Consider the following 25933-nt stretch of genomic DNA (forward strand, 5'->3'; position numbering starts at 1 on the left):
GCGCCTAAGGTTTGGTGATGCGGTCGCGGCCGGCGAGGTCGGCCTCCCAGCCGAATACCGAGCGGCCGTCGAGGTCAGGCGAACGGGCGCGCTCGTTGGCGACGTAAGCATCGAAGGACGGGCCGGTTGCGGTCAGCTCAAGCCTGCGGGCCTGGTCGTCCAGCCGCTTCAGCGCCTGCAGTTCCTCGTCGCGGCCGAGCTTGGCCTGCCGCACCGCCGACTTCAGCACGCCGATGGTCTCGTCATAGACCTTGATCGGCACCGGAAACGGATGACGGTCCTTGCCGCCATGCGCGAGCGAGAAACGCGCCGGATCGCGGAAACGGTACGGCGTCCCGTGGACGACCTCGGCGACCATGGCGAGGGACTCCACGGTGCGGGCGCCGACGCCGGGCGTGAGCAGCAGCTCGGGGAAATCCAGCGGCCCGCGCTCGGCCGCGGCGGCGAGGGTGCCGTGCAGGCGGCGGATGAAGACATCGCTCGAGCGCACATCGTGATGCGCGGGCATGATCAGGTGCAAGAGATCGCCCTGCGCCGCCACCTTCTCGGTCAGCTCGGCATATTCATGCGCGATGCCATCGGGACCGAGCGCGGCAAGCAAGTCGAGCTGCGCCTGGCGCGAGGCGTCGGCGCGGTGATCGGTGAGATTGACGATCTCGCCCTGCGCTGGACCATCGATCGCGCTGTGCGGCTCATCGACGAAGCTGCGCAGCCCCTCGGAATGCCAGTGGTAACGTCGCGCCTGGCGCTTGTGATCGTTCATGCCTTGCTGGACCACGGTCCATTGCCCGTCCGCGGTGACGAAGAAGCCATGCAGATAGAGCTCGAAACCGTCCTGGACCGCGGCGCTGTCGACCTTGGCGACCAGGCGGCTGGCGCGGGTGAGGGCGACGCCGTCGAAGCCGGTCCGGTCGCCCAGCGCCGTCAGCTCGTCCGGCGTGCGCCGCGAATGCTTGCCGCGGCCGCCGCAAACGTAGATGCCGAGCTCGTCCTGCAGTGGCGCGAGCCCGCGCTTGAGCGCGCCGATCACGCTCGTGGTGATACCAGACGAATGCCAGTCCATGCCCATCACGGCGCCGAACGACTGGAACCAAAACGGATGCGAGAGCCGCTGCAGGAACGCGTCGCGGCCGTAATGATGGACCACGGCCTGGGTGATGATCGCGCCCAGCGTCGCCATGCGCTCGGCCAGCCACGGCGGCACGCGTCCACCATGGAGCGGGAGATCGGCGCTGCCGGTACGTCGGGCCATCGGTCTCCAAGCCTCGAACTGGTGTCGTTGAGTCGGGGGCAGACTATCAGGCAAAGCCTTCGCGGGTTGTTGAATCCCCGCATAAGACCGACACACAGAACGGAATTCCTTAGCTTTTTCTTGAAAGTTTCCCTTCATAAAAAAGCGCGAAATCCTCCATAAGGGTGTCGTAACGGGGTGGTTCCCCGACATAAGATTGTCGCGCCGTCTGGAAAAGCTCGGAAAATCCGAAATCATGATCATGGACCGTGGAATTGCCGGTGCGATGGGCAAGGGCGCTCTGTCTGGGCCTCGGTCGCCGCGTCTCAACCGCCGGGCGTTTCTGTTCGGCTCCGCTGCCGGTCTTGCCGCACTGGGCCTGGCCGGTTGTGCATCCGACTACATGAGCCTGGCCGAGGCGGAGAAAGTCTACGGGCCCGTACCTGACGAGAAATTCCCGATCCCCGCGGTCGATGTTAGCAAGGTCAAACCGCAATATTTTCGCAAGACAGTGCACTACGACAGCGACGAGGCGCCCGGTACGATCATCATCGATCCGAGCAAGTACTATGTTTACCGCATTGAAGGTGAAGGAAACGCGACCCGCTATGGCGCCAATGTCGGCCGCGATGGATTCCGGTGGAGCGGGGAGGCTTATGTCGGGCGCAAAGCCGAATGGCCTATCTGGACGCCACCCAAGGAGATGATCGCGCGCCAGCCGGAGGCGGGCAAATATGCCCGCGGCATGCCGGGAGGTCTCGACAATCCACTCGGTGCCCGCGTGCTCTACCTCTATCAAAACGGGGCGTACACGCTGTACACGATCTATAGCACCAGCGACCCCGAAACGATCGGGAACGGCATTACGAGCGGCTGTACCGGCCTCCTCAGTCAGGACATGATCGACCTCTATTCGCGAACGCCGCTCAAAACGAAGGTGATCGTGCTCCCGGCCTAGGCAACGGCAGGCCGAAGATGCGCTCGCATCGGAGCAGGCGGCCGTCGCGGCGGGTCGCATTCACGCACGATGCGGACAAGAAAATACGACGCGCTTTCGGATCGAAGGCGCGCGTATCCGGTCAGCGCGATCCGGCTGTTCGCGCAGATGCTTGGTGAAAGCCTTCCGCAGGTCTTTCGATTGCGCCGCCTTCGCCATCTTCGGCAGCGTCTTCACCTGCGGCTATGACCGACACCGGCGTGTCGCAGACGTCGCAAGGATATTCGACCAACTCCGTGGTCAGCCGGACATACCAGGAGCGACCTTAGGGATCGCAGCGCCGATGATCGCTGCGCCCGAACGCGACGGTCTTATGGGATGCGTTGCGACGGCCATATGGGATGAAACGGCCTTATGGGATGAAATGCGAACCGTATAGGGGAAGCCACGCTGGGCCGCCAAACTGGATCGGCTTCCATATCCGAAATTCGCATAAGGTATATTATGGAATATTTATATCTACAATTAGATCAGATATTTAGTGGGAAATCTTCGCACCAGCCCGCAGCTTGGCGGCTGTCCGGGCTTGTCCCGATCGTTGCTCCTGCTGGTCCAGACGCGATAGCGATCCACGCGCACGCGTCTCGTCAGAAAGCCGATATTGCCGCGGCGTACGGACGCTGCAATAAGCGCCAGCTGTGCAGAGATCGCTGGTGACCCCGCGGCATCAGGTCCGTATAGGATGGCATCTCAGAACAACAACAAGCCTCTCGAGGGAGCAAACCCAATGAGCTTTTCACGACGCACGCTGCTGAAGGTCTCCGCCGCTTCCGCCGTCCTGGGCGGAATTGGCGCGCCGTATGTTGCGCGCGCCCAGTCGGCCGAGTTCTCGTACAAATTCGCCAACAATTTGCCGGAGTCGCATCCGTTCGTGGCGCGTGCCCGGGAGATGGCCGCGGCGATCAAGACCGAGACCAACGGCCGGTTCGACCTGCAGGTGTTCCCAAATAGCCAGCTCGGCTCCGATACGGACATGCTGAGCCAGGTGCGCTCCGGCGGCGTCGAGTTCTTCACGCTGTCCGGCCTGATTCTGGCGACCCTGGTGCCGGCAGCCTCGATCAACGGCATCGGTTTCGCATTCCCGGACTATCCCACGGTCTGGAAGGCCATGGATGGCGAGCTCGGCGCCTATGTGCGCGGCGAGATCAACAAGGCCGGCCTCGAGGTTATGGACAAGATCTGGGACAACGGCTTCCGCCAGACCACGTCGTCGACCAAGCCGATCACCGGTCCGGACGATCTCAAGGGCTTCAAGATCCGCGTGCCGGTGTCGCCGCTGTGGACCTCGATGTTCAAGGCGTTCGATGCATCGCCCGCCTCGATCAATTTCAGCGAGGTCTATTCGGCGCTGCAGACCAAGATCGTCGAAGGCCAGGAAAACCCGCTGGCGCTGATCTCGGCCGCCAAGCTGTATGAGGTGCAGAAGTACTGCTCGCTGACCAACCACATGTGGGACGGCTTCTGGTTCCTGATGAACCGCAGAGCCTGGGCGGCGCTGCCGGACGATATCAAGACCATCGTCGCCAAGAACGTCAACGCGGCCGCCGTCAAGGAGCGCGAGGACACCGAGAAGCTCAACGCCACCGTGAAGCAGGAGCTCACGGGCAAGGGCCTCGTGTTCAACCAGCCCGAGGTCGGGCCGTTCCGCGACAAGCTGCGCGCCGCCGGCTTCTACGCCGAGTGGAAGGGCAAGTACGGCGAGAAGGCCTGGGATCTGCTCGAGAAGTCCGTCGGCAAACTGTCCTGATCGATCACGCGGGAGGCTTGCCAGGAGGATTTGCCATGGCTCATGTCGAGATGACGCCGGCCGTGGCCGGCGAGGCGGCGTCACAGCCCCCTCGCCGCCGCTCTGTTCTCGGTTCCATCGAGGCTGCGCTCGGATGGCTGGTCGAAATCCCGGCGGCGATCCTTGTCGTCGCCGAGGTCGTCATCCTGTTCGCCGGTGTGGTGTCGCGCTACGTGCTGCATGCGCCGCTGATCTGGTCCGACGAACTGGCGTCGATCCTGTTCCTGTGGCTTGCGATGCTGGGGTCGGCGGTCGCGTTCCGCCGCGGCGAGCACATGCGCATGACTGCGCTGGTCGCGAGCGCCGGGCCGAGGCTATGGGTCTATCTCGACGTGGTCGCGACCTGCGCCGCGCTGGCGTTCCTGATCCTGATCGTGCGGCCGGCCTATGAATACGCCTACGAGGAAAGCTTCATCACGACGCCGGCGCTGCAGATTTCCAACACCTGGCGCGCGGCGGCGCTGCCGGTCGGCACCTGCCTGATGGCGCTGTTTGCGCTGCTGCGGCTGGCGCGGGTCGGCGACTTCAAAACCTTCCTGCTGGCCGCGCTGACGGTCGTCGCGCTGATCGGGGTGTTCTGGCTGGCGCAGCCGATGCTGCGGCCGCTCGGCAACCTCAATCTGATCATCTTCTTCGTCGGCGTGGTCGGCTTCTGCGTGTTCGCCGGCGTGCCGATCGGCTTTGCCTTCGGCATGGCGATCTTCGGCTATCTGGCGCTGACGACGCGGACGCCGCTGATGGTGCTGGTCGGCCGCATGGACGAGGGCATGAGCCACCTCATCCTGCTGTCGGTGCCGCTGTTCGTCTTTCTCGGCCTCCTGATCGAGATGACCGGCATGGCGCGCGCGATGGTGGCGTTCCTGGCGAGCCTGCTCGGGCATGTCCGCGGCGGCCTGCATTACGTGCTGGTCGGCGCCATGTACCTGGTCTCCGGCATCTCCGGATCGAAGGCCGCCGACATGGCCGCCGTCGCACCCGTGCTGTTTCCGGAAATGAAGGAGCGCGGCGCCAAGCCGGGCGATCTGGTCGCCCTGCTCGCCGCCACCGGCGCGCAGACCGAAACCATTCCGCCGAGCCTCGTGCTGATCACGATCGGCTCGGTCACCGGCGTCTCGATCTCGGCGTTGTTCACCGGCGGCCTGTTGCCGGGCGTCGTGCTGGCAATCACGCTGTCGGGATTGGTGTGGTGGCGCTACCGCGGCGAGAATTTGAGCCACGTGCAGCGCGCCACCGGCAGCGAGATCGGCAAGGCGCTGGTGTTCGCCCTGCCCGCATTGGCCCTGCCCTTCGTGATCCGCTACGCCGTGGTCGAAGGCATCGCGACAGCCACCGAAGTCTCGACCATCGGCATCGTCTACGCCTTCGTCATCGGCCTCCTGATCTACCGCAAGTTCAACTGGCGGCGGCTGGTGCCGATGCTGATCGACACGGCGTGCCTGTCGGGCGCGATCCTTTTCATCATCGGCACTGCGACCGGCATGGCCTGGGGCCTGACCCAGTCCGGCTTCTCGCGGGCGCTGGCCGCGTCGATGACCGGGCTGCCCGGCGGTTCGGCGACCTTCATCGCGGTCTCGATCCTGGCCTTCGTGATCCTCGGCAGCGTGCTGGAAGGCATTCCGGCGATCGTGCTGTTCGGGCCGCTGCTGTTTCCGATCGCACGGCAGGTCGGCGTCCATGAGGTGCACTATGCCATGATCATCATCCTGGCGATGGGCATCGGACTGTTCGCGCCGCCGTTCGGCGTCGGCTATTATGCCGCCTGCGCCATCGGGCGCGTCGATCCGGCCGAGGGTATCCGGCCGATCTGGGGTTACATGCTGGCGCTGTTGATCGGCCTGATCATCGTCGCCATCTTCCCCTGGATATCGATCGGTTTCCTTTAAAGCACCTTGCGGATGGGATAGAGCCATGAGTGCAGCTCAAAACCAGTACTCGATCGGGCTGGACAAGACGCCCGCCAACTACGTGCCGCTAACGCCGCTGAGCTTCCTGGCACGCTCGGCCGCCGTCTATCCCGACCATGTCAGTGCGGTCTATGAGGGCCGCAGCTTCACCTGGAAACAGACCTTTGAGCGCTGCAAGCGCTTCGCGTCCTATCTTGCAGACCGCGGCATCGGCCATGGCGACACGGTCGCGGCGATGCTGCCGAACATCCCGGCGATGAACGAATTGCACTTTGCGGTGCCGATGACCGGCGCGGTGCTGAATGCGCTGAACATCCGCCTCGATGCGGAATCGATCGCGTTCCAGCTCGATCATGGCGGCGCCAGGATCATCCTGGTCGACCCGGAATTCTCCGGCGTGATCGCGGAAGCCTTGACCCTGATGACGGGCGCAAAGCCGTTCGTGATCGACGTCGACGATGCCGCCTTCAGTGGCGGCAAGCGGATCGGCGAGATCGAGTATGAGGCGGCTGTCGCCTCCGGCGATCCCGGATTCGCCGAGCGGCCGCCGGCCGACGAATGGGATGCGATCGCGCTGAGCTACACGTCGGGCACGACAGGCAATCCGAAGGGCGTGGTGACCCATCACCGCGGCGCCTATCTCAACGCCGTCAGCAACATCCTCGCCGGCAATCTCGGCCAGCATCCGGTCTATCTCTGGACGCTGCCGATGTTTCACTGCAACGGCTGGTGCTTCCCCTGGACGATCGCGGCGACCGCCGGCGTCAATGTCTGCCTGCGCAAGGTCGATCCGGCAAAAATCTTCGAGCTGATCCCGCAGCACGGCGTCACCCACATGTGCGGCGCGCCGATCGTCTACAACACGCTGATCAACGCGCCCGATGCGCCGAAGGCCGGCAAGGCGAAGCCCGTCGTCGGCCTGATCGCCGGCGCGGCGCCGCCGGTTGCCGTCCTCGAAGGCGCCGAGCGCATCGGCATCAAGCTGACCCATGTCTACGGGCTGACCGAAGTCTACGGCCCCGCCTCGGTCTGCGCCGAGCAGCCGGGCTGGGACGAGCTGTCGGCCGATGCGCGCGCGCAGCTGAAGCGACGCCAGGGCGTGGCCTATCCGCTGCAGGAAGACGTCACCGTGCTCGATCCCGAGACCATGCGCGAGGTGCCGCGCGACGGCGAGACCATCGGCGAGGTCATGTTCCGCGGCAACATCGTGATGAAGGGCTACCTGAAGAACGAGAAGGCGACGCAGGAAGTCTTCGCCGGCGGCTGGTTTCACACCGGCGATCTCGGCGTGCTCGACGAGCACGGCTACGTCATCATCAAGGACCGCTCCAAGGACATCATCATCTCCGGCGGCGAGAACGTCTCCTCGGTCGAGGTCGAGGATATCCTCTACAAGCACCCGGCGGTGCTGTTTGCCGCTGTTGTCGCAAAGCCCGATCCGAAATGGGGCGAAGTGCCCTGCGCTTTCCTGGAGCTGAAGGACGGCGCCAAGGCGACCGAGGCCGAGATCATCGCCTATTGCCGCGAGCACATGCCGGGCTTCAAGACGCCGAAATCGGTGGTGTTCGGCGTGATCCCGAAGACATCCACCGGCAAGATCCAGAAATTCCTGCTGCGCAACCAGGTCGGGTCGGCCAAGGCGATCTCGGCCTGAACAAAAGCCGCCTTCAGTGTCGTGCAGCGCACTCTTGCCTCATAGACGCTGTCGTCCCGGCGAAAGCCGGGACCCATAACCACAGGGTTGCGTCGTTGGAGTGCGATGTGGCCCAGCGTTGCAACACAACTGGCATTCGTGGCTATGGGTCCCTGTGTCTTGGAAGTCTGTCATGATGGGGTGGGCGGGAAGCCGTTGGGTCCTTGGCGCTTGACGCCGTGAGCCGGCTCGGTCTCCCGCCCGTTCCATCTATCAACCTGAACAGTTGCACGAGGCTGCGCCAACAGACCTCGCATCACAGGGACAGGCACCGTGACCATAGCTCTTCGTTACGTCGGAATCGACATCTCCAAAAAATACCTCGATATCTTTGATGAGGCTGACGGCGTGCCGAGGCGCATTGCCAACGCGACACAGGCCATCACACAGCAGGTGGCGCGTTGGCAATGCGATGCGCTGGTCGTCTTCGAGGCGACGGGTATCTATGACCTCGCGCTTCGCGAGGCGCTGCGTCAGGCCGGCATCCGCTTCGCACGGATCAACCCGGCCCGTGCCCGCGACTTTGCGCGGGCGAGCGGCCTACTCGCCAAGACCGATCCGATCGATGCGCGGATGCTGGCAGCCTTTGCGCGGGCCATGCAGCCCGCCCCCGAGCAGGTCGCCGATCCTGCACGCAACGCCCTGGCGAGGCTTGCAAAACGGCGGGATCAGCTGGTCCTCATGCGCGCCCAGGAGAAGAACCGGCGCAGCGAGGCCGACGATCGCGCCATGGCCGAACGCATTGGCCGCCTCATCGAGGTCCTCGACCGCGAGATCGCCGAGATCGAGGCCGACATCAGCGCATTGATTAAAGCCGAAGCGGAGATCGCGGACGATGCGAAGTTAATGCGTTCGCTGCCCGGCGTGGGTCCCGTGGCCTGCATGCAGCTCATCGCGCAGATGCCGGAACTCGGGCGGGTCGGACCGAAGCAACTCGCAGCGCTCGCTGGTCTTGCTCCCTTCAACGTCGACAGCGGCACCTTCCGCGGCAAGCGCAAGATTGCGGGCGGCCGAAAGCGCGTTCGTGACGCCCTTTATATGGCGGCCCTCAACGCAGTTCGCAGAGCTGATCCGTTCAAGGCCTTCTATGCACGACTGCGACAAGCCGGAAAACCAGCCAAACTCGCCCTCATCGCCGTCGCCAGGAAGCTGCTGACGGTCCTCAATGCCATCATGCGAGACCGAAAGCCCTACCTGCAAACCAAACCAACATAACAGTTGCCGGGTCAAGCCCGGGACGACAGCGAGTATGTGGCGCCGGCTCAGCCCTCCGCAAGGCGGCCGAGCAATTCGTACAGCATTCGTTTCTGGTCGGCCTTGAGCGGCGCCAGCGTCGTCGCGGTGCACTCGATCTCGATCGGGATCAGCTGCTCGACCAGCGCCACGCCGGCTGTGGTCAGATCGATCAGGATCAGCCGCTTGTCGGTCGGGTCGCGCCGGGTCGCAACCAGGCGGCGCTTCTTCAGCCGCAGCACGACGTCGCGGATATTGGCCGGCTCCATGGCGACCAGCCGCCCGAGCAGGTTCTGCGACAGCGCCCCGCGCTCGTAGAGCCGGGCCAAGGTCGCATATTGCGGGGCCGTCAGGTCGTAGGACCCGATCCGGTCGACCAGGTTGGACGAGGCGCGCTGATAGGCCCGGCGGAGCAGGAAGCCGACCTGGTCCTCCAGCCTGTAGTCCGGCGCGCCCCGCCTGATCGGCGCCGCTGCTTTAGTCGACGTTCTCGGCATCTCGGTACATCACCTTGTGGCGCGTGGTCGAAACCCATTCGTCGATCTGCGCTTCGGTCATGAAGTGCTGATCATCGAACCTGTTCCAGTTGCTGATGTCGGCCAGGCTTTTCTTCCAGCGCTTGTACGGCGGCTTGGCCGGCGGACCGAAGCACATGATGTCGAGCACGGATAATTCCTCGGGGATGCCGAGCAGCGGCTTCATCGCCTGCTGGGCCTTCTCCTGCCCGATCGCCGTCACCCACCAGACGTTATAGCCGAGCGCGGCCGCCGCGAGATGCGCCGACATCGTCGCCGCCGCCACGCTCTGCAGCAGGATGCGCTCGGCATTCTCCTTGTACATCTTGTCGAGCTCGGAGCCGTCGTTGAGCACGGGAAACGCCTTGACCCAGCGGAAGTCGCTGGCGACGACGATGAAGCCGGGGGCCGACGCGAGGCCGCGATAATCGGGCGTCGGAAACTTCATCTTGAGCCGGGCGCGGGCGACCTGCTCCTCGCGGAAATATTCCGTGATCCTGTTCTTCAGATCCTGATCGGTGACGGCAATGAAGTGCCAGGGTTGCGCATTGGCGCCCGACGGCGCGTGCCGCGCGGCTTCCAGGATCATGTCGTAGTGTTCCGGCGGCATCACGTAGCTGGCGTCGAAGGCCCGGGTCGTCAGGCGGTTCTTCACGACATCCATCAGCGCGTCGTATCGCGTGCGATCGGTGTAATCGCGCGCTGCCACAGTTTCCGCCATCGAGGCCTCCCGATATCGTTATGATCATAACGATATCGAAACGGCGCAAAAGGTCAATGCCCGATAGCGGCGCCGGGCGATCATCTCGACGCGCGGAACCGTGCGCCCGCGATGGCGCTCAAGTCCGGCCCTGCGATGTGTGAGGTTTCAGCCAGCTCGATCGAGCGTTAGCCGCATGCCGTCATAGGCAGGGATCACGCCGGCCGGCAGGCTCTGCCGCAGCACCTCGTAGTCGAGGTCGGAATGCATGTTGGTGATGACCGCACGCTTCGGCTTGAAGCGCTCGATCCACGACAATGCGTCGGCAACGCTGAAATGGCTGGGATGCGGCGCATAGCGCAGGCCGTCGACGATCCAGAGATCGAGACCTTCCAGTGCCGGCCAGCTCGCCTCGGGAATGTCGTGCAGATCGGGCGTGTAGGCGGCGTCGCCAATGCGGTAGCCAAGCGCGGGAATCTGGCCATGCTGCACCAGGAAGGCCTCGAGCTTCAGCGGACCGCCCTTCCCCTGCACCGCGTGGCTCTCGCCGGCCTCGATCGAATGCCGGGTCAGGATCGGCGGATAGTCGCTGCCTTCCGGCGAGATGAAGCAATAGGAGAACCGCGCCATGATGTCCTTGGCGGTCGACTGGTTGAAGTACACCGGGATGCGGCGGCGTTGGTGCAGCACCACCGAGCGCAGATCGTCGATGCCGTGGGTCTGGTCGGCATGCTCATGGGTCAGGAACACCGCGTCGATGTGCTCGACATTGCCGTCGATCAGCTGCTCGCGCAGATCGGGCGACGTATCGATGACGACCCGCGTGGTGCCGTGCTCCATGGTGCGCTCGGCCATGATCGAGCAGCGGCGGCGACGATTCCTGGGATTGTTGGGATCGCAGGCGCCCCAGCCGAGCGCCGGGCGCGGCACGCCGGCGGATGAGCCGCAGCCCAGAATGGTCAGTGTCAGCGTCATGCAGCAACCTTCGGCGCCGGCACCTTGGAGAACAGCCGGAAGAAGTTTTCAGTGGTCTGCCGCGATATCTCCTCCAAGGAGACGCCGCGGGTTTCGGCGAGCACCTTGGCGACCTCGACGACGTAGGACGGCTCGTTGCGCTTGCCGCGGAATTTGCCGGGCGCAAGATACGGCGCGTCGGTCTCGACCATGATGCGGTCGGCCGGCAGCTCGGCGGCCAGTGCGCGCAGGGCATCCGACTTCTTGAAGGTCAGGATGCCCGTGAACGAGATCGATAGCCCGAGCCCAATCGCTTTCATCGCGAGCTCGCGGCCGCCGGTGTAGCAGTGCAGGACGGCCTTGAACGGTCCCTTCGCGACCTCATCCTCCAGGATGCGGCCGCAATCATCATCCGCCTCCCTGGTGTGGATGACGAGCGGCAGACCGGTCTCGCGTGCCGCGGCGATGTGGGCGCGAAAGCCGCGCTCCTGCGCCTCGCGCGAACCATGCTCATAGAAATAGTCGAGCCCCGCCTCGCCGAGCGCCACGACCTTCGGGTGCTTGGTCAGCTCGATCAGTTCGCTGGCCGGAATGCCGTCCTCTTCGTCGGCATGATGCGGATGAGTGCCGACCGAACAGTAGACGTCGGGAAAGCGCTCCGTGATCGCAAGCAGACCGCCGAGCCGCCTCACCCGGGTCGAGATCGTGACCATGCGGCCGATGCCGGCCGCTTCGGCGCGCCCGACGATCCCGTCGAGATCGTCGGCGAAGTCAGGAAAGTCCAGATGGCAGTGACTGTCGATCAGCATGAATTTCGAACCGCTCACTCAGTCTTCGGTTCCACGTAGCGCGGGAACACGCCGACCGGCGCCGGCAGAACCGTGCCCGGCTTGATCCGCTCGGCGACCGCCGCGAAGCTGCGCGCATCCGCTGGGATGCCGAGGCTGTCGAGCATCTTGGCGCAAGATTCCGGCATCACCGCCTGCGCCATGATCGCGATCTGGCGCACCACCTCGGCGGTGACATACAGCACCGTCTTCTGGCGCGCCGGATCGGTCTTCGCCAGGGCCCACGGCGCCTCGCCGGCAAAGTAGCGATTGGCTTCGGCGACCACGGCCCAGACCGTGTTGAGCCATTGATGGATCTGCTGCGTCGCCATCGCGGTCCGCGATGTCTCCAGCATGGCGTCGGCCTGCGCCAGGATCGCCTTGTCGCTGTCGCTGAACTCGCCGGGCTCCGGCAGCACGCCGCCAAGTTGCTTGGCGATCATCGACAGCGAACGCTGCGCGAGATTGCCGAAATCGTTGGCGAGGTCGGCATTGATGCGCGCGACGATGGCCTCGTGGTTGTAGTTGCCGTCCTGGCCGAACGGCACTTCGCGCAGGAAGAAGTAGCGCACCTGATCGACGCCGTACTGGTTGGCCAGATTGAAGGGATCGACCACGTTGCCGACCGACTTCGACATCTTCTCGCCCCTGTTGAACAGGAAGCCGTGCGCATAGACCCGCCTCTGCAACGGGATGCTGGCCGACATCAGGAAGGCCGGCCAGTACACCGCGTGGAAGCGGATGATGTCCTTGCCGATGATATGCACGTCGGCCGGCCAGTAGCGCCAGTGCTTGTCGCTCTCGTCGGGATAGCCGACGCCGGTGATGTAGTTGGTCAGTGCGTCGACCCAGACATACATCACGTGCTCGGGATCGCCGGGGACCTTGACGCCCCAGTCGAAGGTGGTGCGCGAGATCGAGAGATCCTTCAGCCCGCCGCGCACGAAGCTCATCACCTCGTTGCGGCGCGAATCCGGGCCGATGAAATCGGGTTGGCTCTCATAGAGGTGCAGCAGTTTGTCCTGGTAGGCCGACAGCTTGAAGAAATAGCTCTTCTCCTCGACCCATTCGACCGGCGTGCCCTGCGGACCACGGCGGACATTGTCCTCGCCGACTGTGGTCTCATCCTCGGCGTAATAGGCCTCGTCGCGCACCGAGTACCATCCGGCATAGGCGTCGATATAGATGTCGCCATTGTCCTGCATGCGGCGCCAGATTTCCTGCACCGACTTGTGGTGCGCGGGTTCAGAGGTCCGGATGAAGCGGTCGAACGAGACGTTCAGCCGCTCGTCCATCTCCTTGAACCGCGCAGCGTTGCGGGTGGCGAGCGCGTGCGGCGTCAGTCCCTCACCCTGCGCGGTCTGGATCATCTTCTGTCCGTGCTCGTCGGTGCCGGTCAGGAAGAACACGTCCTTGCCGTCGAGCCGCTGGAAGCGCGCCAACGCATCGGTCGCGATCGCCTCATAGGCGTGGCCGATATGCGGCTGACCGTTCGGATATGCGATCGCGGTCGTGATGTAGTAGGCGTTGCCGCGGTCCGCGGCAGGTGCCGGGACGGACGCGCGCGCAGCAGCCGTCGCTGCGGGTTTGGGTTGCTTGGGCGCGCGGACAATTGCCGCCTTCTCGGCAGCCGGAGCCTTCGGCACTGCGGGCTTCCTTGCAGCTGGAGCCACGGCCGCAGCGGCTGCCTTCGGAGCCTTGGTGGGCTTCGTGGCAACCTTCTTGGCGGTCTTCTTCGCAGCCTTCGTGACGGCCTTTTTGGCGACCTTCTTTGCCGCCGGCTTCTTGGCACCTGTCTTGGCCTTGGTGGCTTTCTTCGCCTTCTTGGTGACGCGTCCACCCTTTTTGGTCTTGGCAGCGCGCGACTTCGCGGTGGCTTTCCTGGTCGCGCGCGCGGGCGATGCCTTCTTCGTCTTCTTGGCCTTTTTCGACGATTTCTTCTTAGCGGTCGCCACCACGGAATCCTTTGCAGATCGAAACGAGATTGTCGGGAGTGTTGTCAGACGGATGTGTTGTTAGACGAGACGTCTATCGGGTCGCGTCCGCGAGCATCGAAAACACCGAGAAAACCAGCGGCTTGCGCTCCAGATTGTAGGCTTCGGTATCGCGCGCGGCGCGGACGATCTTTTCCCATACCTCCGCCAGCCGTGCAAGGCGCGGCAGATTGGCATTGGCGTCGCCGGCACGCACGCGCTCGCTCATCCAGCGATCGATGCCGTCGATGAAAGCGGCAAGCGCGACGCGGTCGCTGGTGCCGAGCGCATCGCCCAGCGCGTGCAGCTCGCGCGGATCGACGTTCGGAAGCGTTGCGAGCAGCGCGGCCGTGCGTTGCTGCAGCTTGAGCGCGTCGCCGCCGAGCAGCGAGAGCGCCCGCCCGACGCTGCCCTCGGACGCTGCCGCGGCTTCCGCCAGCGCCGGATCGTCGGCCTCGATGTCGGTCGCGGCCGTGGCCGCGCGGACCACATCGCCCGTCTCCAGCGGCCGCAGCAGCAATTTGCGGCAGCGGGACAGGATGGTCGGCAGCACCCGTGACGGCGCGTGGCTGACCAACAGGAACAGCGACTGCTGCGGCGGCTCCTCGAGGATTTTCAGCAGCGCGTTCGCGGCATTGGGATTGAGTTCATCGACGGTATCGACGATGCAGACGCGCCAGCCGTCGACCGCTGCGGTCGAGCCGAAGAACGAGATCGTCTCGCGGGTCTCGTCGACCGTGATCACGGTGCGCATCACGCCGCGGTCGTTGAGGCCGCGCTCCAGCACCAGCAGCCCGCCATGGGCGCCCGCCGTGATCTGGCGCGCCACCGGATCGGACGGATCAACCCGCAGCGTCGGCGCCGCCTGAACCTGGGACGACTTCGGATTGCGGAACGCCAGCACGAACCGCGCCATGCGATAGGCCAGCGTCGCCTTGCCGATGCCCTGCGCGCCGCCGATCAGCCAGGCATGCGGAATCCGACCGCTGCGATAGGCATCGAGCAGTGCGGTCTCCGCCTCGCGATGCCCGAACAAGTCGGGGGTTTCGCGCGGGTGGCGAGCGGGGTTCTCCTGTTCGACCTTGCGTGCGCTCATGCGGGACTGTCCGCCGTGAGCGTTGCGCGCAGATGCTCGCGCAGCGCGGCCCAGATCCTCGCCGCGACCGTGTCCGGTTCGGCAGTGGAGTCGATCAGCACGCAGCGCTGTGGATCGTCAGCCGCGATCTTGCGGTAGGCATCGCGCAAATCCTGATGGAACTTGATGCCCTCGGCTTCGAAGCGATCCGCCGTGGCATTGCCGCGGCGCAGGGCGGCGCGCTGCAGTCCGACCTCGACCGGCACATCGAGGATGAAGGTGAGATCAGGTTTGAGATCGCCGATGGTGACGCGCTGCATGGCATTGACGAGGCCGGGCGATACCTGCCCGAGCTGGCCCTGATAGGCGCGCGTGGAATCGAAGAAGCGATCGCACAGCACCCAGATGCCCTGGTTGAGCGCCGGCAGGATCACGGTGCGGACATGGTCGTCACGCGCGGCGGCAAACAGCAGCGTCTCGGCTTCCGGTCCGAGCAGCTTGCCCATCCCCGACAGCACGAGGTGACGGATGATCTCGGCCCCCGGCGAGCCACCGGGCTCACGGGTCACGATCGCGCGCAGCTTGGCGACATCGAGCCGTTCGGCGAGCTTGCGGATCTGGGTCGATTTCCCCGATCCCTCGCCGCCCTCAAAGGTGATGAAGCGACCGCGCAAGCTCGGCCGTTGGACTGCTGCTTCCGCCATGTCAGAGCTTCTCGACCCCTGCGCGGAACATTCCGATCACAAGCTCCTGGGCGCCGTCGAGCGCGCGGCGCATCGTCGATCCCGTGCCGACGGCATTCGCCGCGAACACCGGAGTCTCCATCGCGACATTGCCGCCGCGCCAGACCCGGACGACGCCGATCTGCTGGCCGGCGGTGATCGGCGCCTTGACCGGGCCGCTATAGATGACGCGCGCGAGCAGCTTGTCGTTGCCGTTCTTCGACACCATGACCTTGATCGGATCGGGGCTGACCAGCTTGACCGAGCGGGTCTCGCCGCCGAACACCCGGGCGTAGCCGACCGGCTGGTTGGCCGCGATCAGGACCCGGGTCTCGAAGCTGCGGAACCCCCATTCCAGCATCTTCTTGGCTTCGGTCGCGCGGTCGTCGGAATCCTCGAGGCCATTGACCACGACGATCAGCCGCGTGTCGTTCTGCACGGCCGAGCCGACCATGCCGTAGCCGCCTTCCTTGGTGTAGCCGGTCTTCAGGCCGTCGGCGCCGGGCAAAGCGTTCAGCAGCGGATTGCGGTTCTGCTGGCGGATCTTGTTCCAGGTGAATTCCTTTTCGCCGAACAGCTTGTACCGGTCCGGGTAAGTCAGGATGAGGTGGCGCGCCAGGATCGCGAGTTCCCGTACCGTCATCTTGTTGGTCGGGTCCGGCAGCCCGTTGGAATTGCCGAAGGTCGACTTGGTCATGCCGAGCTCGCGGGCGCGCTTGGTCATGAAGTCGGTCGCGAAGGTATGCTCGTTGCCGGCGATGCCTTCGGCCAGCGCGATGCAGGCATCGTTGCCGCTCGGGATGATCGCGCCATGCAGGAGATCGTCGACCGAGACCTTGCTGTTGATCGCGGCGAACATCGTGGAGGTCCCGGACGGCGCCCCGCCCCGCCGCCAGGCGTTCTCGCTGATCCGATACTCGTCGGTCAGCTTGATGTCGCCCTTCTTGATGGCGTCGAACACCACCTCGGCCGTCATCAGCTTCATCATGCTGGAGGGCGCGCGCAGCTCATCGGCATTCTTCTCGAACAGCACGCTGCCCGAGGAAGCCTCGACCAGGATCGCGGTCGGCGCATCGCCGTCGAACCCGCCATCTTCCTTCTTGGCGCCCTGGACGCTGTTGTTGGCGGCATAGACCACCCCGCCGCAGCCGATCGCCAGCACGACCGCGGCCGCGACCAGGCCACGCCAAGAACGCCCGGCGCGAGCGAACAACGTGCGGGGAATTGCGATCTGGGCTGCCATCGGCGATGTCCTGAAAGACTGCGTTCTAACAGCTGGAAGTATTGCAAACAACTGAGGTTTCGCCGCTTGTGCACGGCCGGCTGGATTGCCGGCTGCGCTGAACGCCCGTATCCTTGTTAGTAATCTTTGGAACCAGCTAACGACAGCAGAACCGGCAAACAAGGCGGAAACGCGAATGTCATCCTCCCGCACCATTTCCGCCAATGGCATCGACATGTTCGTGCGCGAGGCCGGGCAAGGCCCACTGGTCGTGCTCTGCCATGGCTGGCCGGAGCTGTCCTACTCATGGCGGCACCAGATCACAGCCCTCGCCGCGGCAGGTTTTCGGGTTGCAGCCCCTGACATGCGCGGCTTCGGCCGGACCACCGCGCCGGTCGATGTCGGCGCCTACACGATCTTCGATACTGTGGGCGACATGGTCGCGCTGGTGGCCGCGCTCGGCGAGCGGAAGGCGATGATCGTCGGTCACGATTGGGGCGCGCCGGTTGCCTGGCACGCGGCCCTGTTCCGTCCTGATATCTTCACCAAGGTCGCCGGCCTTAGCGTGCCGCCGCCGTTCCGTGGCCGCGGCCGTCCGCTGGAGACCCTGCGCGAAAGCGGCATCACCAATTTCTATTGGCAGTACTTTCAGCCGCCCGGCGTGGCCGAGGCCGAGTTCGAACGCGACATCGCCCACACCATGCGGCTGGTGCTCGGTCGCGGTGTCTCGGATCCGAGCTCGATGTTCGTCGACGAAGCCAAGGGCTTCCTCGGCAAGCTGCCGACCGGTATGCCGCTGCCGGTCTGGCTGACCGAGGCCGACATCGCCGAATTCGCCGAGGGCTACCGGCAGTCTGGCTTCCGCGGCGGCCTGAACTGGTACCGCAATCTCGACCGAAATTGGGAGCTGACCGCGCCCTGGCAGGACGCGCAGATCCATCAGCCGTCGCTGTTCATCGCCGGCTCGAAGGATTCGGTGATTACCGGGCTGATCGGTGCCAAGCGGGTCGCGGACATGGAACGCGTGCTGCCGAACCTGCGGCAGAAGCTGATTATCGAGGGTGCCGGCCACTGGATCCAGCAGGAGCGCCCCGACGAGGTCAACGCGGCGCTGATCGCATTTCTGAAATGATCAGGCCAAAGGCTTGATTCGCCACGATTTGATTCGGCAAACGGCTTGATTCAGTAGAGCCCGCGCCCGCTCAGCACCTCGGCCGGTCCACGCGCGTCGATCGGCACATAGGCGGTGGCCGCGCTCGGGGTTGCGGCATAGCGCGCGTCACCCTCGTAGGAGACTTCGCGCGGATTGTTCGGCACGCGGCGGTGCGACCGGCTCGAGGCCGACATTTCCGAGGTGGCGCTGACCGAGGCGTAGTCGGACTGGGTGTTGCCGAGGCTGTAGGGCCGCCCTTCAGGCAGCGGGACATCGCCCCGGACCCGGCCCGACGAGGACGACATCTCCGGCACGAACGGCCGGGCCGAAGCGACCCGGACCATCGACGGGGACGGCGCCGGCGTACCGGTGCGCAGGGTCGCCATCAGCTGGCGGTCGTCGGAGCCTTCGAGCGGCGCCCGCCCGACATATTCGACGCGGACGCGGGCGACGCCATTGCCTTTGAAATCAAGCAGTTCGGCGGCCTTGTTCGAGACGTCTATGAGGCGGTTGCCGTGGTACGGGCCGCGGTCGTTGACGCGAACGACGAGCGATTTGCCGTTGCTCAGATTGGTGACGCGCGCGTAGCTCGGCATCGGCAAGGTCGGGTGGGCGGCCGTGAGCGAGCCCATGTCGAACACCTCACCATTGGCGGTCAGGCGGCCGTGGAAATCATCGCCGTACCAGGACGCCATGCCCTCGGCGCGATAGTTCTCGTTCTCCTCCGGCACATAGGTGCGGCCGGCGACGACATAGGGTTTGCCAATGCGGTAGGTGCCGCCGCCCTTCGGCACGGGATCACCGAGCGCCACCACACGCGGGCTCGAGGACACGCCGTATTTGGGATCGACCCGGCTGGCGAACTGGTTCGAGGAGGCACAATTGGCGAGGACGAGGCACGAGGCCACCGCAACGGCGCCGCGCGCCGTCCGGATCATCGAATCTGGCCGTCTAATCCCCATCTGCCCCAAGTACCATTCTGTCCGGACCCGCGCCTACTGCGAGGCGTCGGGATCGATTCTGTCACTGTGCGGCCCACCTCCGCACCGGATGGTGAAGATATCGCAACCGGAACACGGCGGAAATGGGGTGAGCCATCCGGCGGTGGCGTCTTGGTGAATGGTCTGTTGCGCCTCCTCCGTCCTTCTACGGACCTCCGTGCGCGCAAAACATCCTCGCCTGTCCCGCTATCACACACACTGTTGCAGCAAATCATCAGTCGGGGGGCATCTTCAATTCCAACAATTGAATCTTTTTGACTGTGCAAGGCTGCAATCGTTTTCTCTCGGACGTGGGGCGCAAAGGAAAGTTTGCGATGATCGAGACGGTTACAGCGGTGATGGGCCTGGTGAGTGCGGCGATCTTCTTGGCGCACGCCGTGGAAGGCTATCGGTACCGGGCCTGACGGTCCGTTGAAGGCGGAAAGACGCGTCACCTCTTTCCAGGAGCGAATGTTCGGAAAGCTTTAATCAATTCGGATGAGCATCGGTAGAAAGCAGGTGTGTCATGCGTAATCACGATTTGGTCTCCGACGGGTTTCTAACCCTGACCGCAGCAAGCCTCGTGCTGCTGTGCTCCAGCCTGTTGGCCTTCGCTTTCGGCTGAACATGTGATGCCCTGGGCGCCATCTGCGCCCATGCGAAAGACCGCGGCGACCCTCGCCGCTCGACCTCCGGATTCAGCGTTAGAGTGCTGGCGATACGAGCCAGACGTCTACCCAGCTGAGACGATCCGCGCAGCAAATCCGCCGCCTTCTCGTAGCCCCAGTCCTGACGCACGCCCCCACCTTTCCCGCGAGAGGATTCGCGCATGACCGGCGCAGTAAGAGAGGGAACGTCTGCGCTGCTCGTCAGCACGGATGGCCGGTTGCTGTTGCAACTGCGCGACGACCTTCCTCACGTTTCCGATCCCGGCAAGATCAGCCTGTTTGGCGGGCGGCGGGAGGGCACCGAGACCTTCCTGGAATGCGTGGTGCGCGAAATCCACGAGGAGATTGGCTACTACCTGCCGCCCGAACGTTTTGAGCTGATCGGCCGCTATTTCGGACCGGATCATTCGACGCCGGGCGGTACCCTTCACGGCGAGGTGTTCCTTGCGCGGGACGTGCCGATCGACCGGTTGAAGGTCACTGAAGGCCGCCTCGAGATCGTCGCCGTCGATGACCTCGAACGCATCAGCGGCAGGCTCGCACGCCCGGCAGAATATGCGCTCGCGATCTTCCTGAAGCGCGAACCAATTACCTGAGCGATGAAACCAGCTCGCGGACGAGCTCGTCGATCATCGGCAGCGCATCCGCGGGATGGGCAACATCGATATCGTGCACATGCCAGTAGCTCACCTTGTCGGCGACCTCGGGAAACCGCCGCTCGATCAGCGGACGATGCTCGGCCTCCTTGAGCGCGATCACCAGGTCCGCGCCGTCGAAGTCAGCCAATGAACATGGCTGCGGATAGCGCGTGGCGCCCTCCGGAACGATGCCGTTGGCGCGAAGCCGGTCATCGGCAAACACCGACATGGCGCCGACATTGTCGGGCGAGCCGCGTTCGGCGGCGCCTCGCGAGGAGGCGCGCCAGAGCAGGTTTTCGCCGCGCGCAAGATGATTGAACAGCTCCTCTGCGTATCGACTGCGGTAGTAGTTGCCGGTGCAAAGGAAGAGGACGCGCTTCATGGGCATCATGATGGCCAACGGCGATGGTCGCGGTCAACCGTGGTGCGCGTATGCGACGATGACCCGCAGCCAATTGCTGCGGCCTCGGCGCCGTAGCATCGGCCGAAGCCCTGGTTGTCCTCGCGCTCAAATTCAGTTGGTTCGCTGCCGGTGGACCGAGCTAACGGCCCATTTCGCTCCGGTGTTCTCGCCAAGTTCGCGTTGCGTTCGGCGTCGCTCTACGCTAAGGGCCTGATCCGAATGATCCGGAAGGGTGGCCGAGTGGTTTAAGGCACCGGTCTTGAAAACCGGCGTGCCCGCAAGGGTACCGTGGGTTCGAATCCCACCCCTTCCGCCAGTCAAGTCAAAAAGACCAAGAATTTCAGCGGTTCGCGGTTTTTACTCACCAAACGACTAGCCAAATCGCGATAGCGCTTGTGGCGCGAAACGAAAAACCCGGCGTCTTGCGGAGCCGGGAATTCGCGATATCGAAATTGCTGGACGGGCTACCGCCTCTTGAACAGGCTGATTACGTCTGCCGTGTCGGTTGGCAAAGCCACTCCCGCGAGCGCCAACGCCTTCAAGAATTGGCGTACGGCATCGTCGAATTCGTCGAGCGAGATGGCTTTCTCTACTGGCATTTCATAGACGCGGAGAGTTCGGCCTTTGCCGAGTTCAGGTGCACTTACGTCGATGATCAGCGGGATCGGATCGTTCGGATCTTCGACGCAATGAAGCTCGTATATGCCTCGCGCGAGGAACCGAATGTGGTCAGGGAACAGCGGTTGTCCTTTACGCGCATTGATGAGGACTGCATAGCCTTTGCCGTCCACCCACCACACGCCCTTGATGCTCGGCTTGAACCAAAAACCGAGCACCCTCTTCGGCTTCTCGATGTGACGGTACCAGCGGCCCCTGCCACCGAAATGATCTCTGAGGAGCCGGACAACATCTTGGATTGCGACGTTCTTCCAGCTTTGCTTCGGATCATCGGGATACGGGCTGAAAGCGGCCTTAATGTAGGCGTCCGTGGCAAGTCCGGCAACGATTGGCTCTAATCGCGGCCAGATCATCTGGTACGACATGAAGCCGCCGCCCGCCAATCGCTCAGAGAGATTGTTTGCGGTTAGAGCGGCATCCATACCGACGACCGACGGATACGCAAACTTCGGTAAATCCAGAAGCTCAAAGTACTTTCCGCGCCCCGCCATCTAGGCATCTCCTGCGACATGGAGCCGAATAGCGAGGGAATAGGCTGATTCGGCCGCTGCGCGCAATATACCCTAAAAGTTCCGTTAATGGCGAACTGTGGATTTCCGTTCCCCGGCAAAATGCTCGCGGATTAGTTGGTTCGGAATACGCGGGCTCAGCGTTGGGTCTGCGAGGTGCGCCTTATACACGATGTCCCAAGGGCCATTTGCCTCATGAGAGAGCGATACCAGTTGGCCGGTTGTGAACCGGCTGTAGGCATTGAATTCGCGAACAATGATCTTCTGATGCTCTTCTCGAACGTCATCATACGGCACCGGAATGCGTTGACCTGACGCATAGTCCAGGAATTGAGCAGGCCCGGTGATCGGGTTGTCTTTGTGGATTTTGAACGCGTCGAAGACCGGTTTAATCACCGGCCCGTATTGCCAAGCCTCAAAATGATTTCGGATCAGACCATCGGGCATCTCCCTCAGCGCGCCCGCCTGAATGAAAAACAGTAACTTGTTGATCCGCAAATTTGTCAGATCGAACTCGACCGCGTCGAAATTCGCCAGAAGGAAGTTGCATATCTTGCGAGCTTCATACATGACCGTGCGTTACCAGAGTCGTCGCCTCGCCTCTATACAGTGGCTCATATCGCCCTAACTGACGACTCGACCGAATGGGGCATCGTTCCCCGCAATCGACACCGCGACGCTTCGAATCAATAGCACATCTAGAACAAATAGCGAACGAAAATTCGGTCGGTCGGTCGATCGCTCAAATTGGGTCCGTACGTGCGTTGGTCCGATGAGGCGGATGATGTTTCCGCGCGGTGCAGCGCCGGGGACTTGTCGACGAACACAACGAAAACCAGGATCGAGTGGAGCCCCTTTCATCGGAACGTCTCTATGACAAAATAGCTGCGGCTTCTCGCGATCCTCGCTGCTTTGGCGGCTCCTCAATTTTCGAGCGCGGGCGAAGTATCCCTCCTTAAGGAGATTTTGAAGGAAAGCCGGCGCTACGCAAGAAACCTGAGTTTATTGCAGCGAGATCGTCAACCCGCCGAGATTTGCTGCAAATTCCAGGCCTGCTTTCGGCCCTTTGAGCGTGAGCAGAACACCGCGCTCGTTTCGCATACTCACTCCCCCTACGCCGGCGGCCCACGCGCCGCCTCCCCCGACCAGCGTATAGCTGCCGGCGAAATCGTTGACTTCCCTGATGCCTGAGGCGGTGCCTTCCAGCCAGGTCACCGATGCGCCCGCGCTCACGCCGAGGCTGAAGCCGGACACGATGAACCGATAGTGCCGCCCACGGTAGGTGAGCGTGCCGCTCCCGCCGCCGCCACCCACGACGAGCGCCGCCTTCACGAACTTGACCTGGACGTGGCCGGTGGCCTGAGCGAAGCACGGCGCGACCAGCAGAACCATCGCGACAAGCGCCAGTATGACGGGACGGATGCCTTGCATCATTTGAGCCCCTCTTCGCTCAAGGATTTGTAGGGTCGACCTTCTTCCAGGTTTGATCCGGATCGAAGACGATCATGCGCTTGGCGAGGAAATCGGTGCGTGAACCGAGATCCTTTTGAAAGACAGTACCTGCGTGGTTGACCAGGAAGGTCATGACGCCGGAATTGCCGTGCTCGGCGGGCCAGGCGACCAGTGCAAATCCACCGATCATCTTGCCCTTCACGACATAGTTCAGCGCGCCGCCCGGAGCATCGGAGCCCTGCGCCTTCAGGATCCGATAGTAGTATCCGTGGTAGGGCTCGGGCTGCTCGCCGACCTTGTAGCCTTCCGCCGCGGCCTGGGCCGCCAGCTCACCGAGCGGGCTCGGGTCCTTGTCGTCGCGCCAGAACAAGCCGTCGGTCTTGCCCGGCCTGCTGACGATGCGCTGGGCGTAGGTGCCCACACCCTCGCCGCGATCCTTCTCGGCATATTCATTCTGCGCGTCGACGTAGGCGAGGCAGGTCTGGATCGCCGCAAGCTCGTTGCGGCCAATCCTGCGATAGAGGATTTCGCGACGCCCCGCAGCCGCATCAAAACTCCAGCCGTCCTGGTTGCTGACGAGAGGGATCGGGAACGGGAAATCGTCCGGCCCCAGAATCAGGGTGGCCTTCTTGTTGCCGTCGGCCTTGATCGAATGCCTGGCGTCGTAGGCCGACAGAAAGCGCTCTCGCGCATTGGCGTCGGCGACATCGTCGCCGGACTCGATGATATCGACAGCATCGCGGCCGAGCACCTTCAGCATGGCTCGGCTCGTGCCGGCTTTGACGGCGGTTGCCAAGGCGGACGCCGCATCTTCCGGATTGGGGAAGCCCTGCTGGGCGCGAGCGGGAGAGAGTAGCAAGGCGAATGCTGCGGCCGCCGCGATGCCGATCCAAGCCAGGCGATCCAATCGCAAGTACGAAGTGCCTGTCATCGTGAAGCCTCCGACGGGGATGGAATCTTCGCACCAGCGGCAAGCCAGTCGTGGTAGCTGCGGAACTTGAGACCGAGCTTGTCGTAATAGACCCTGAGATAGCCGTCGGCGCCGCGTGTCACCGCCGCCGGCATCACTTGCTCGACCTCCTGCGCCATCACGCCGACATAGGCCTTGTTGCTGCCGAGATAGCTGAAGCGGTAATAGCCGAGGCCGTTGGCGAGATAGCCAAGCAGTTCGATATCGTGCTTGAGCGCGATGTCGGAACGCCGCCCGCCGCCACCGCCGCCGCGGAAGCCGCCACCTCCTCCGCCGCCTCGGAAACCACCTCCGCCGCCGCCATGGAAGCCTCCGCCGCCACCACGGCCGGCGAAGCTTGCGCCGCCGCCGCGCGGCATGCTGGCCATACTCGATCGCCCGCGCGCCGATGCCGCCGCGGCTGCCCGTCCGGACGACACGTTCATGGCGCCGCCGCGACTGCTGCCGCCGCGATTAGCCGCAGCGGCGCGGTTACCGGCACTGCCACGGTTGGCGGCCTTTGCGCGATCGCCGACGCCCTTGGCCTTGTTGCCGGCACCGGCGCGGTCGCCACCTCTGGCGCGATCTCCGGCGCGATCGCCGCCGCGGTCTCCTGCTCGATCTGCGCCACCCGCGCGATCGCCGCCCGGGTTGAGAACCTGCTGACCGTCGCGGCCGCGATAGTTCATCCGGTCGCTGACGCCGGCACGATTGTTGTTGCCGCCGAAGCGCTGCTGGACGCTGCTGTTGTTGTAGCGAACGCCCTGGCGATGCGCGATATTGTGCTGCCAGCCGTTCGCAATATTGTTGGTTCTGCTGAAATGGTTCACATAGACGTTGCGATTGCCCCAGTTGCAGCCGCCACCCCAATAATTGCCCCAGCGCCCGATCGCCCATCCGGCGCCGAAGGCAAGGCCTGCCGCGATCACACCGGCGCCGATATAGGACGGATAGCCGAAATAGTACGGCGGGTACGAAGCGTATGGCCACGCGCCGTAGACCGTGGCCGGATCGTAGTAGGGAACGTAGACCGTGTCCGGATCGGTCTGCTCGATGACAATGACCTGCTTGTTCTCCTGGGTCTGGACGCTGACCTTCTGCTGCTTGGTCGTCACCAGCTTGTTGTTGGCCTGCGCCTTGCTGCGCAGCCGCTGGATCGCGTCCATGACGTCAGCCTGTTGGGCCAGCACGGCATCGCCCAGATTCTTTGTCCAATCGATCTTGTCGCTCATCATCGACAGCACGTCAGCGGTGCTTGCGAGTGCCTTTACGCTGTCATCCCAGGCCTGCTTGTCGACCTCGGCCTTGAGCGCATCCCCTTTCAGGCTCTTGCGCTCCTTCAGCCAGCGATCGGCCTGGACGACCTCGAGCGGATAGGTCGAAGCCGCCAGCACATTGGCCAGCAGCGAGTCCGGATAAAGCGCAATCGGCGCCACCAGGGCTTCCAGTTGCTCCGGCTTCAGGAGTTGATCGGCCGGCTGCGTTGCTGCGGCGGCCGGCTGGCTGGCCTGGGCCGGCGGCTTGTCGGCAGTCTGCGCCAATGCGGCAACGGGCGTTACCGACATCAGCGCAATCGCAAGCAGGGTCTTGCCCCAACGGAACATGGCCACCTCCATCGACACGACGGTCGACAGAATCGGCCACGGGCCACGTCCGCCCTTTGATCGAGAT

General features: G+C 63.9%; 23 protein-coding genes, 1 tRNA gene and 1 pseudogene. 8 read left to right on the plus strand and 17 right to left on the minus strand.

All coding sequences use genetic code 11. The features are described from left to right. Positions 1-4: 4 nt before the first annotated feature. Positions 5-1252 carry a DUF763 domain-containing protein gene (locus tag AAFG07_RS21620; RefSeq protein ID WP_342729001.1) on the minus strand — a complete coding sequence of 416 codons (1248 nt, stop codon included), beginning with the start codon at positions 1250-1252 and terminating at the stop codon, positions 5-7. 235 nt (positions 1253-1487) lie between these two features. Between AAFG07_RS21620 and AAFG07_RS21625 the strand changes: the two genes are divergently transcribed. Then, the gene (locus AAFG07_RS21625) at positions 1488-2189 is read left to right on the plus strand and encodes a L,D-transpeptidase (RefSeq protein WP_342729207.1); all 702 of its coding nucleotides are present in this window, start codon (positions 1488-1490) and stop codon (positions 2187-2189) included. Positions 2190-2327: 138 nt separating this feature from the next. Here AAFG07_RS21625 and AAFG07_RS21630 read toward each other — a convergent pair. Further along, positions 2328-2405, minus strand: a pseudogene (locus AAFG07_RS21630) (DUF892 family protein); the annotation flags it as partial. A 550-nt stretch (positions 2406-2955) separates the two neighbouring features. Here AAFG07_RS21630 and AAFG07_RS21635 point away from each other — a divergent pair. The 4 genes from AAFG07_RS21635 to AAFG07_RS21650 all read left to right on the plus strand — a co-directional run bounded on the left by AAFG07_RS21635 (position 2956) and on the right by AAFG07_RS21650 (position 8826). Continuing rightward, complete coding sequence (locus AAFG07_RS21635) at positions 2956-3975, plus strand: TRAP transporter substrate-binding protein (RefSeq protein ID WP_097671909.1); 1020 nt, start codon at positions 2956-2958, stop codon at positions 3973-3975. Between the two features lie 35 nt (positions 3976-4010). Continuing rightward, positions 4011-5897 carry a TRAP transporter large permease subunit gene (locus AAFG07_RS21640; protein WP_342729002.1) on the plus strand — a complete coding sequence of 629 codons (1887 nt, stop codon included), beginning with the start codon at positions 4011-4013 and terminating at the stop codon, positions 5895-5897. Positions 5898-5922: 25 nt separating this feature from the next. Next, entirely contained in the window at positions 5923-7572 is a 1650-nt protein-coding gene (locus tag AAFG07_RS21645) for an acyl-CoA synthetase (protein ID WP_342729003.1), read from the plus strand. A 312-nt stretch (positions 7573-7884) separates the two neighbouring features. Then, positions 7885-8826 carry a transposase gene (locus AAFG07_RS21650; RefSeq protein ID WP_342725362.1) on the plus strand — a complete coding sequence of 314 codons (942 nt, stop codon included), beginning with the start codon at positions 7885-7887 and terminating at the stop codon, positions 8824-8826. A 47-nt stretch (positions 8827-8873) separates the two neighbouring features. Here the strand turns inward: AAFG07_RS21650 and AAFG07_RS21655 are convergent, their stop codons facing one another. From AAFG07_RS21655 to AAFG07_RS21690, 8 genes are all read right to left on the minus strand, one after another. After that, entirely contained in the window at positions 8874-9341 is a 468-nt protein-coding gene (locus tag AAFG07_RS21655) for a MarR family transcriptional regulator (protein WP_342729004.1), read from the minus strand. Then, positions 9322-10080 carry a nitroreductase family protein gene (locus tag AAFG07_RS21660; RefSeq protein ID WP_342729005.1) on the minus strand — a complete coding sequence of 253 codons (759 nt, stop codon included), beginning with the start codon at positions 10078-10080 and terminating at the stop codon, positions 9322-9324. The genes AAFG07_RS21655 and AAFG07_RS21660 overlap by 20 nt, the downstream gene beginning before the upstream one ends. A gap of 147 nt (positions 10081-10227) precedes the next feature. Further along, a complete protein-coding gene (locus tag AAFG07_RS21665; RefSeq protein WP_342729006.1) occupies positions 10228-11034 on the minus strand; it encodes an MBL fold metallo-hydrolase in 807 nt (268 codons plus the stop codon). Then, positions 11031-11822, minus strand: coding sequence for a TatD family hydrolase (locus AAFG07_RS21670; protein ID WP_342729208.1), 792 nt, complete (start codon positions 11820-11822; stop codon positions 11031-11033). The genes AAFG07_RS21665 and AAFG07_RS21670 overlap by 4 nt, the downstream gene beginning before the upstream one ends. A 14-nt stretch (positions 11823-11836) precedes the next feature. Beyond that, a complete protein-coding gene (metG, locus tag AAFG07_RS21675) occupies positions 11837-13795 on the minus strand; it encodes a methionine--tRNA ligase (RefSeq protein ID WP_342729007.1) in 1959 nt (652 codons plus the stop codon). A 73-nt stretch (positions 13796-13868) separates the two neighbouring features. Beyond that, on the minus strand, positions 13869-14909 hold the full coding sequence (locus tag AAFG07_RS21680; RefSeq protein ID WP_342729008.1) for a DNA polymerase III subunit delta': 1041 nt from the start codon (positions 14907-14909) through the stop codon (positions 13869-13871). Further along, on the minus strand, positions 14906-15592 hold the full coding sequence (gene tmk / locus AAFG07_RS21685; RefSeq protein WP_342729009.1) for a dTMP kinase: 687 nt from the start codon (positions 15590-15592) through the stop codon (positions 14906-14908). Before tmk ends, AAFG07_RS21680 begins: the two co-directional genes overlap by 4 nt. Position 15593: 1 nt before the next feature. Further along, positions 15594-16853 (minus strand): D-alanyl-D-alanine carboxypeptidase family protein, encoded by a 1260-nt coding sequence (locus tag AAFG07_RS21690; protein WP_342729010.1) that lies wholly within the window; start codon positions 16851-16853, stop codon positions 15594-15596. A gap of 175 nt (positions 16854-17028) precedes the next feature. Between AAFG07_RS21690 and AAFG07_RS21695 the strand changes: the two genes are divergently transcribed. Beyond that, positions 17029-17964: an alpha/beta hydrolase gene (locus tag AAFG07_RS21695; RefSeq protein ID WP_342729011.1), complete on the plus strand. Its 936-nt coding sequence runs from the start codon at positions 17029-17031 to the stop codon at positions 17962-17964. A gap of 50 nt (positions 17965-18014) precedes the next feature. Here AAFG07_RS21695 and AAFG07_RS21700 read toward each other — a convergent pair whose 3' ends face one another. After that, complete coding sequence (locus tag AAFG07_RS21700) at positions 18015-18923, minus strand: septal ring lytic transglycosylase RlpA family protein (protein ID WP_342729012.1); 909 nt, start codon at positions 18921-18923, stop codon at positions 18015-18017. 871 nt (positions 18924-19794) lie between these two features. Between AAFG07_RS21700 and AAFG07_RS21705 the strand changes: the two genes are divergently transcribed. Then, positions 19795-20229, plus strand: a complete 435-nt coding sequence (locus tag AAFG07_RS21705) for an NUDIX domain-containing protein (protein ID WP_342729013.1) — start codon at positions 19795-19797, stop codon at positions 20227-20229. On the opposite strand, the gene AAFG07_RS21710 is transcribed toward AAFG07_RS21705, so the two are convergent. After that, complete coding sequence (locus tag AAFG07_RS21710; protein ID WP_342729014.1) at positions 20222-20653, minus strand: low molecular weight phosphatase family protein; 432 nt, start codon at positions 20651-20653, stop codon at positions 20222-20224. The genes AAFG07_RS21705 and AAFG07_RS21710 overlap by 8 nt on opposite strands. Positions 20654-20900: 247 nt before the next feature. Here AAFG07_RS21710 and AAFG07_RS21715 point away from each other — a divergent pair. Continuing rightward, positions 20901-20990: transfer RNA gene (locus AAFG07_RS21715), tRNA-Ser, on the plus strand. A 148-nt stretch (positions 20991-21138) separates the two neighbouring features. On the opposite strand, the gene AAFG07_RS21720 is transcribed toward AAFG07_RS21715, so the two are convergent. From AAFG07_RS21720 to AAFG07_RS21740, 5 genes are all read right to left on the minus strand, one after another. Continuing rightward, positions 21139-21843 (minus strand): hypothetical protein, encoded by a 705-nt coding sequence (locus AAFG07_RS21720; protein ID WP_342729015.1) that lies wholly within the window; start codon positions 21841-21843, stop codon positions 21139-21141. Between the two features lie 84 nt (positions 21844-21927). Next, positions 21928-22431 carry a type II toxin-antitoxin system antitoxin SocA domain-containing protein gene (locus AAFG07_RS21725; protein ID WP_342729016.1) on the minus strand — a complete coding sequence of 168 codons (504 nt, stop codon included), beginning with the start codon at positions 22429-22431 and terminating at the stop codon, positions 21928-21930. A gap of 432 nt (positions 22432-22863) precedes the next feature. Continuing rightward, on the minus strand, positions 22864-23295 hold the full coding sequence (locus AAFG07_RS21730; protein WP_342729017.1) for a hypothetical protein: 432 nt from the start codon (positions 23293-23295) through the stop codon (positions 22864-22866). A 16-nt stretch (positions 23296-23311) separates the two neighbouring features. After that, on the minus strand, positions 23312-24244 hold the full coding sequence (locus tag AAFG07_RS21735) for a DUF2950 domain-containing protein (protein ID WP_342729018.1): 933 nt from the start codon (positions 24242-24244) through the stop codon (positions 23312-23314). Continuing rightward, positions 24241-25866, minus strand: a complete 1626-nt coding sequence (locus tag AAFG07_RS21740) for a DUF3300 domain-containing protein (protein WP_342729019.1) — start codon at positions 25864-25866, stop codon at positions 24241-24243. Before AAFG07_RS21740 ends, AAFG07_RS21735 begins: the two co-directional genes overlap by 4 nt. Positions 25867-25933 lie beyond the last annotated feature (67 nt).

Source organism: Bradyrhizobium sp. B097, from assembly GCF_038957035.1.
Classification (GTDB): Bacteria; Pseudomonadota; Alphaproteobacteria; order Rhizobiales; family Xanthobacteraceae; genus Bradyrhizobium.

What these genes read in the sequence shown, in the direction of transcription:
- AAFG07_RS21620 (WP_342729001.1), bottom strand. Translation starts at nt 1,252, where the DNA reads ATGGCCCGACGTACCGGCAGCGCCGATCTCCCGCTCCATGGTGGACGC.
- AAFG07_RS21625 (WP_342729207.1), top strand. Translation starts at nt 1,488, where the DNA reads ATGATCATGGACCGTGGAATTGCCGGTGCGATGGGCAAGGGCGCTCTG.
- AAFG07_RS21635 (WP_097671909.1), top strand. Translation starts at nt 2,956, where the DNA reads ATGAGCTTTTCACGACGCACGCTGCTGAAGGTCTCCGCCGCTTCCGCC.
- AAFG07_RS21640 (WP_342729002.1), top strand. Translation starts at nt 4,011, where the DNA reads ATGGCTCATGTCGAGATGACGCCGGCCGTGGCCGGCGAGGCGGCGTCA.
- AAFG07_RS21645 (WP_342729003.1), top strand. Translation starts at nt 5,923, where the DNA reads ATGAGTGCAGCTCAAAACCAGTACTCGATCGGGCTGGACAAGACGCCC.
- AAFG07_RS21655 (WP_342729004.1), bottom strand. Translation starts at nt 9,341, where the DNA reads ATGCCGAGAACGTCGACTAAAGCAGCGGCGCCGATCAGGCGGGGCGCG.
- AAFG07_RS21660 (WP_342729005.1), bottom strand. Translation starts at nt 10,080, where the DNA reads ATGGCGGAAACTGTGGCAGCGCGCGATTACACCGATCGCACGCGATAC.
- AAFG07_RS21665 (WP_342729006.1), bottom strand. Translation starts at nt 11,034, where the DNA reads ATGACGCTGACACTGACCATTCTGGGCTGCGGCTCATCCGCCGGCGTG.
- AAFG07_RS21670 (WP_342729208.1), bottom strand. Translation starts at nt 11,822, where the DNA reads ATGCTGATCGACAGTCACTGCCATCTGGACTTTCCTGACTTCGCCGAC.
- AAFG07_RS21680 (WP_342729008.1), bottom strand. Translation starts at nt 14,909, where the DNA reads ATGAGCGCACGCAAGGTCGAACAGGAGAACCCCGCTCGCCACCCGCGC.
- tmk (WP_342729009.1), bottom strand. Translation starts at nt 15,592, where the DNA reads ATGGCGGAAGCAGCAGTCCAACGGCCGAGCTTGCGCGGTCGCTTCATC.
- AAFG07_RS21690 (WP_342729010.1), bottom strand. Translation starts at nt 16,853, where the DNA reads ATGGCAGCCCAGATCGCAATTCCCCGCACGTTGTTCGCTCGCGCCGGG.
- AAFG07_RS21695 (WP_342729011.1), top strand. Translation starts at nt 17,029, where the DNA reads ATGTCATCCTCCCGCACCATTTCCGCCAATGGCATCGACATGTTCGTG.
- AAFG07_RS21700 (WP_342729012.1), bottom strand. Translation starts at nt 18,923, where the DNA reads ATGATCCGGACGGCGCGCGGCGCCGTTGCGGTGGCCTCGTGCCTCGTC.
- AAFG07_RS21705 (WP_342729013.1), top strand. Translation starts at nt 19,795, where the DNA reads ATGACCGGCGCAGTAAGAGAGGGAACGTCTGCGCTGCTCGTCAGCACG.
- AAFG07_RS21710 (WP_342729014.1), bottom strand. Translation starts at nt 20,653, where the DNA reads ATGAAGCGCGTCCTCTTCCTTTGCACCGGCAACTACTACCGCAGTCGA.
- AAFG07_RS21720 (WP_342729015.1), bottom strand. Translation starts at nt 21,843, where the DNA reads ATGGCGGGGCGCGGAAAGTACTTTGAGCTTCTGGATTTACCGAAGTTT.
- AAFG07_RS21725 (WP_342729016.1), bottom strand. Translation starts at nt 22,431, where the DNA reads ATGTATGAAGCTCGCAAGATATGCAACTTCCTTCTGGCGAATTTCGAC.
- AAFG07_RS21730 (WP_342729017.1), bottom strand. Translation starts at nt 23,295, where the DNA reads ATGATGCAAGGCATCCGTCCCGTCATACTGGCGCTTGTCGCGATGGTT.
- AAFG07_RS21735 (WP_342729018.1), bottom strand. Translation starts at nt 24,244, where the DNA reads ATGACAGGCACTTCGTACTTGCGATTGGATCGCCTGGCTTGGATCGGC.
- AAFG07_RS21740 (WP_342729019.1), bottom strand. Translation starts at nt 25,866, where the DNA reads ATGTTCCGTTGGGGCAAGACCCTGCTTGCGATTGCGCTGATGTCGGTA.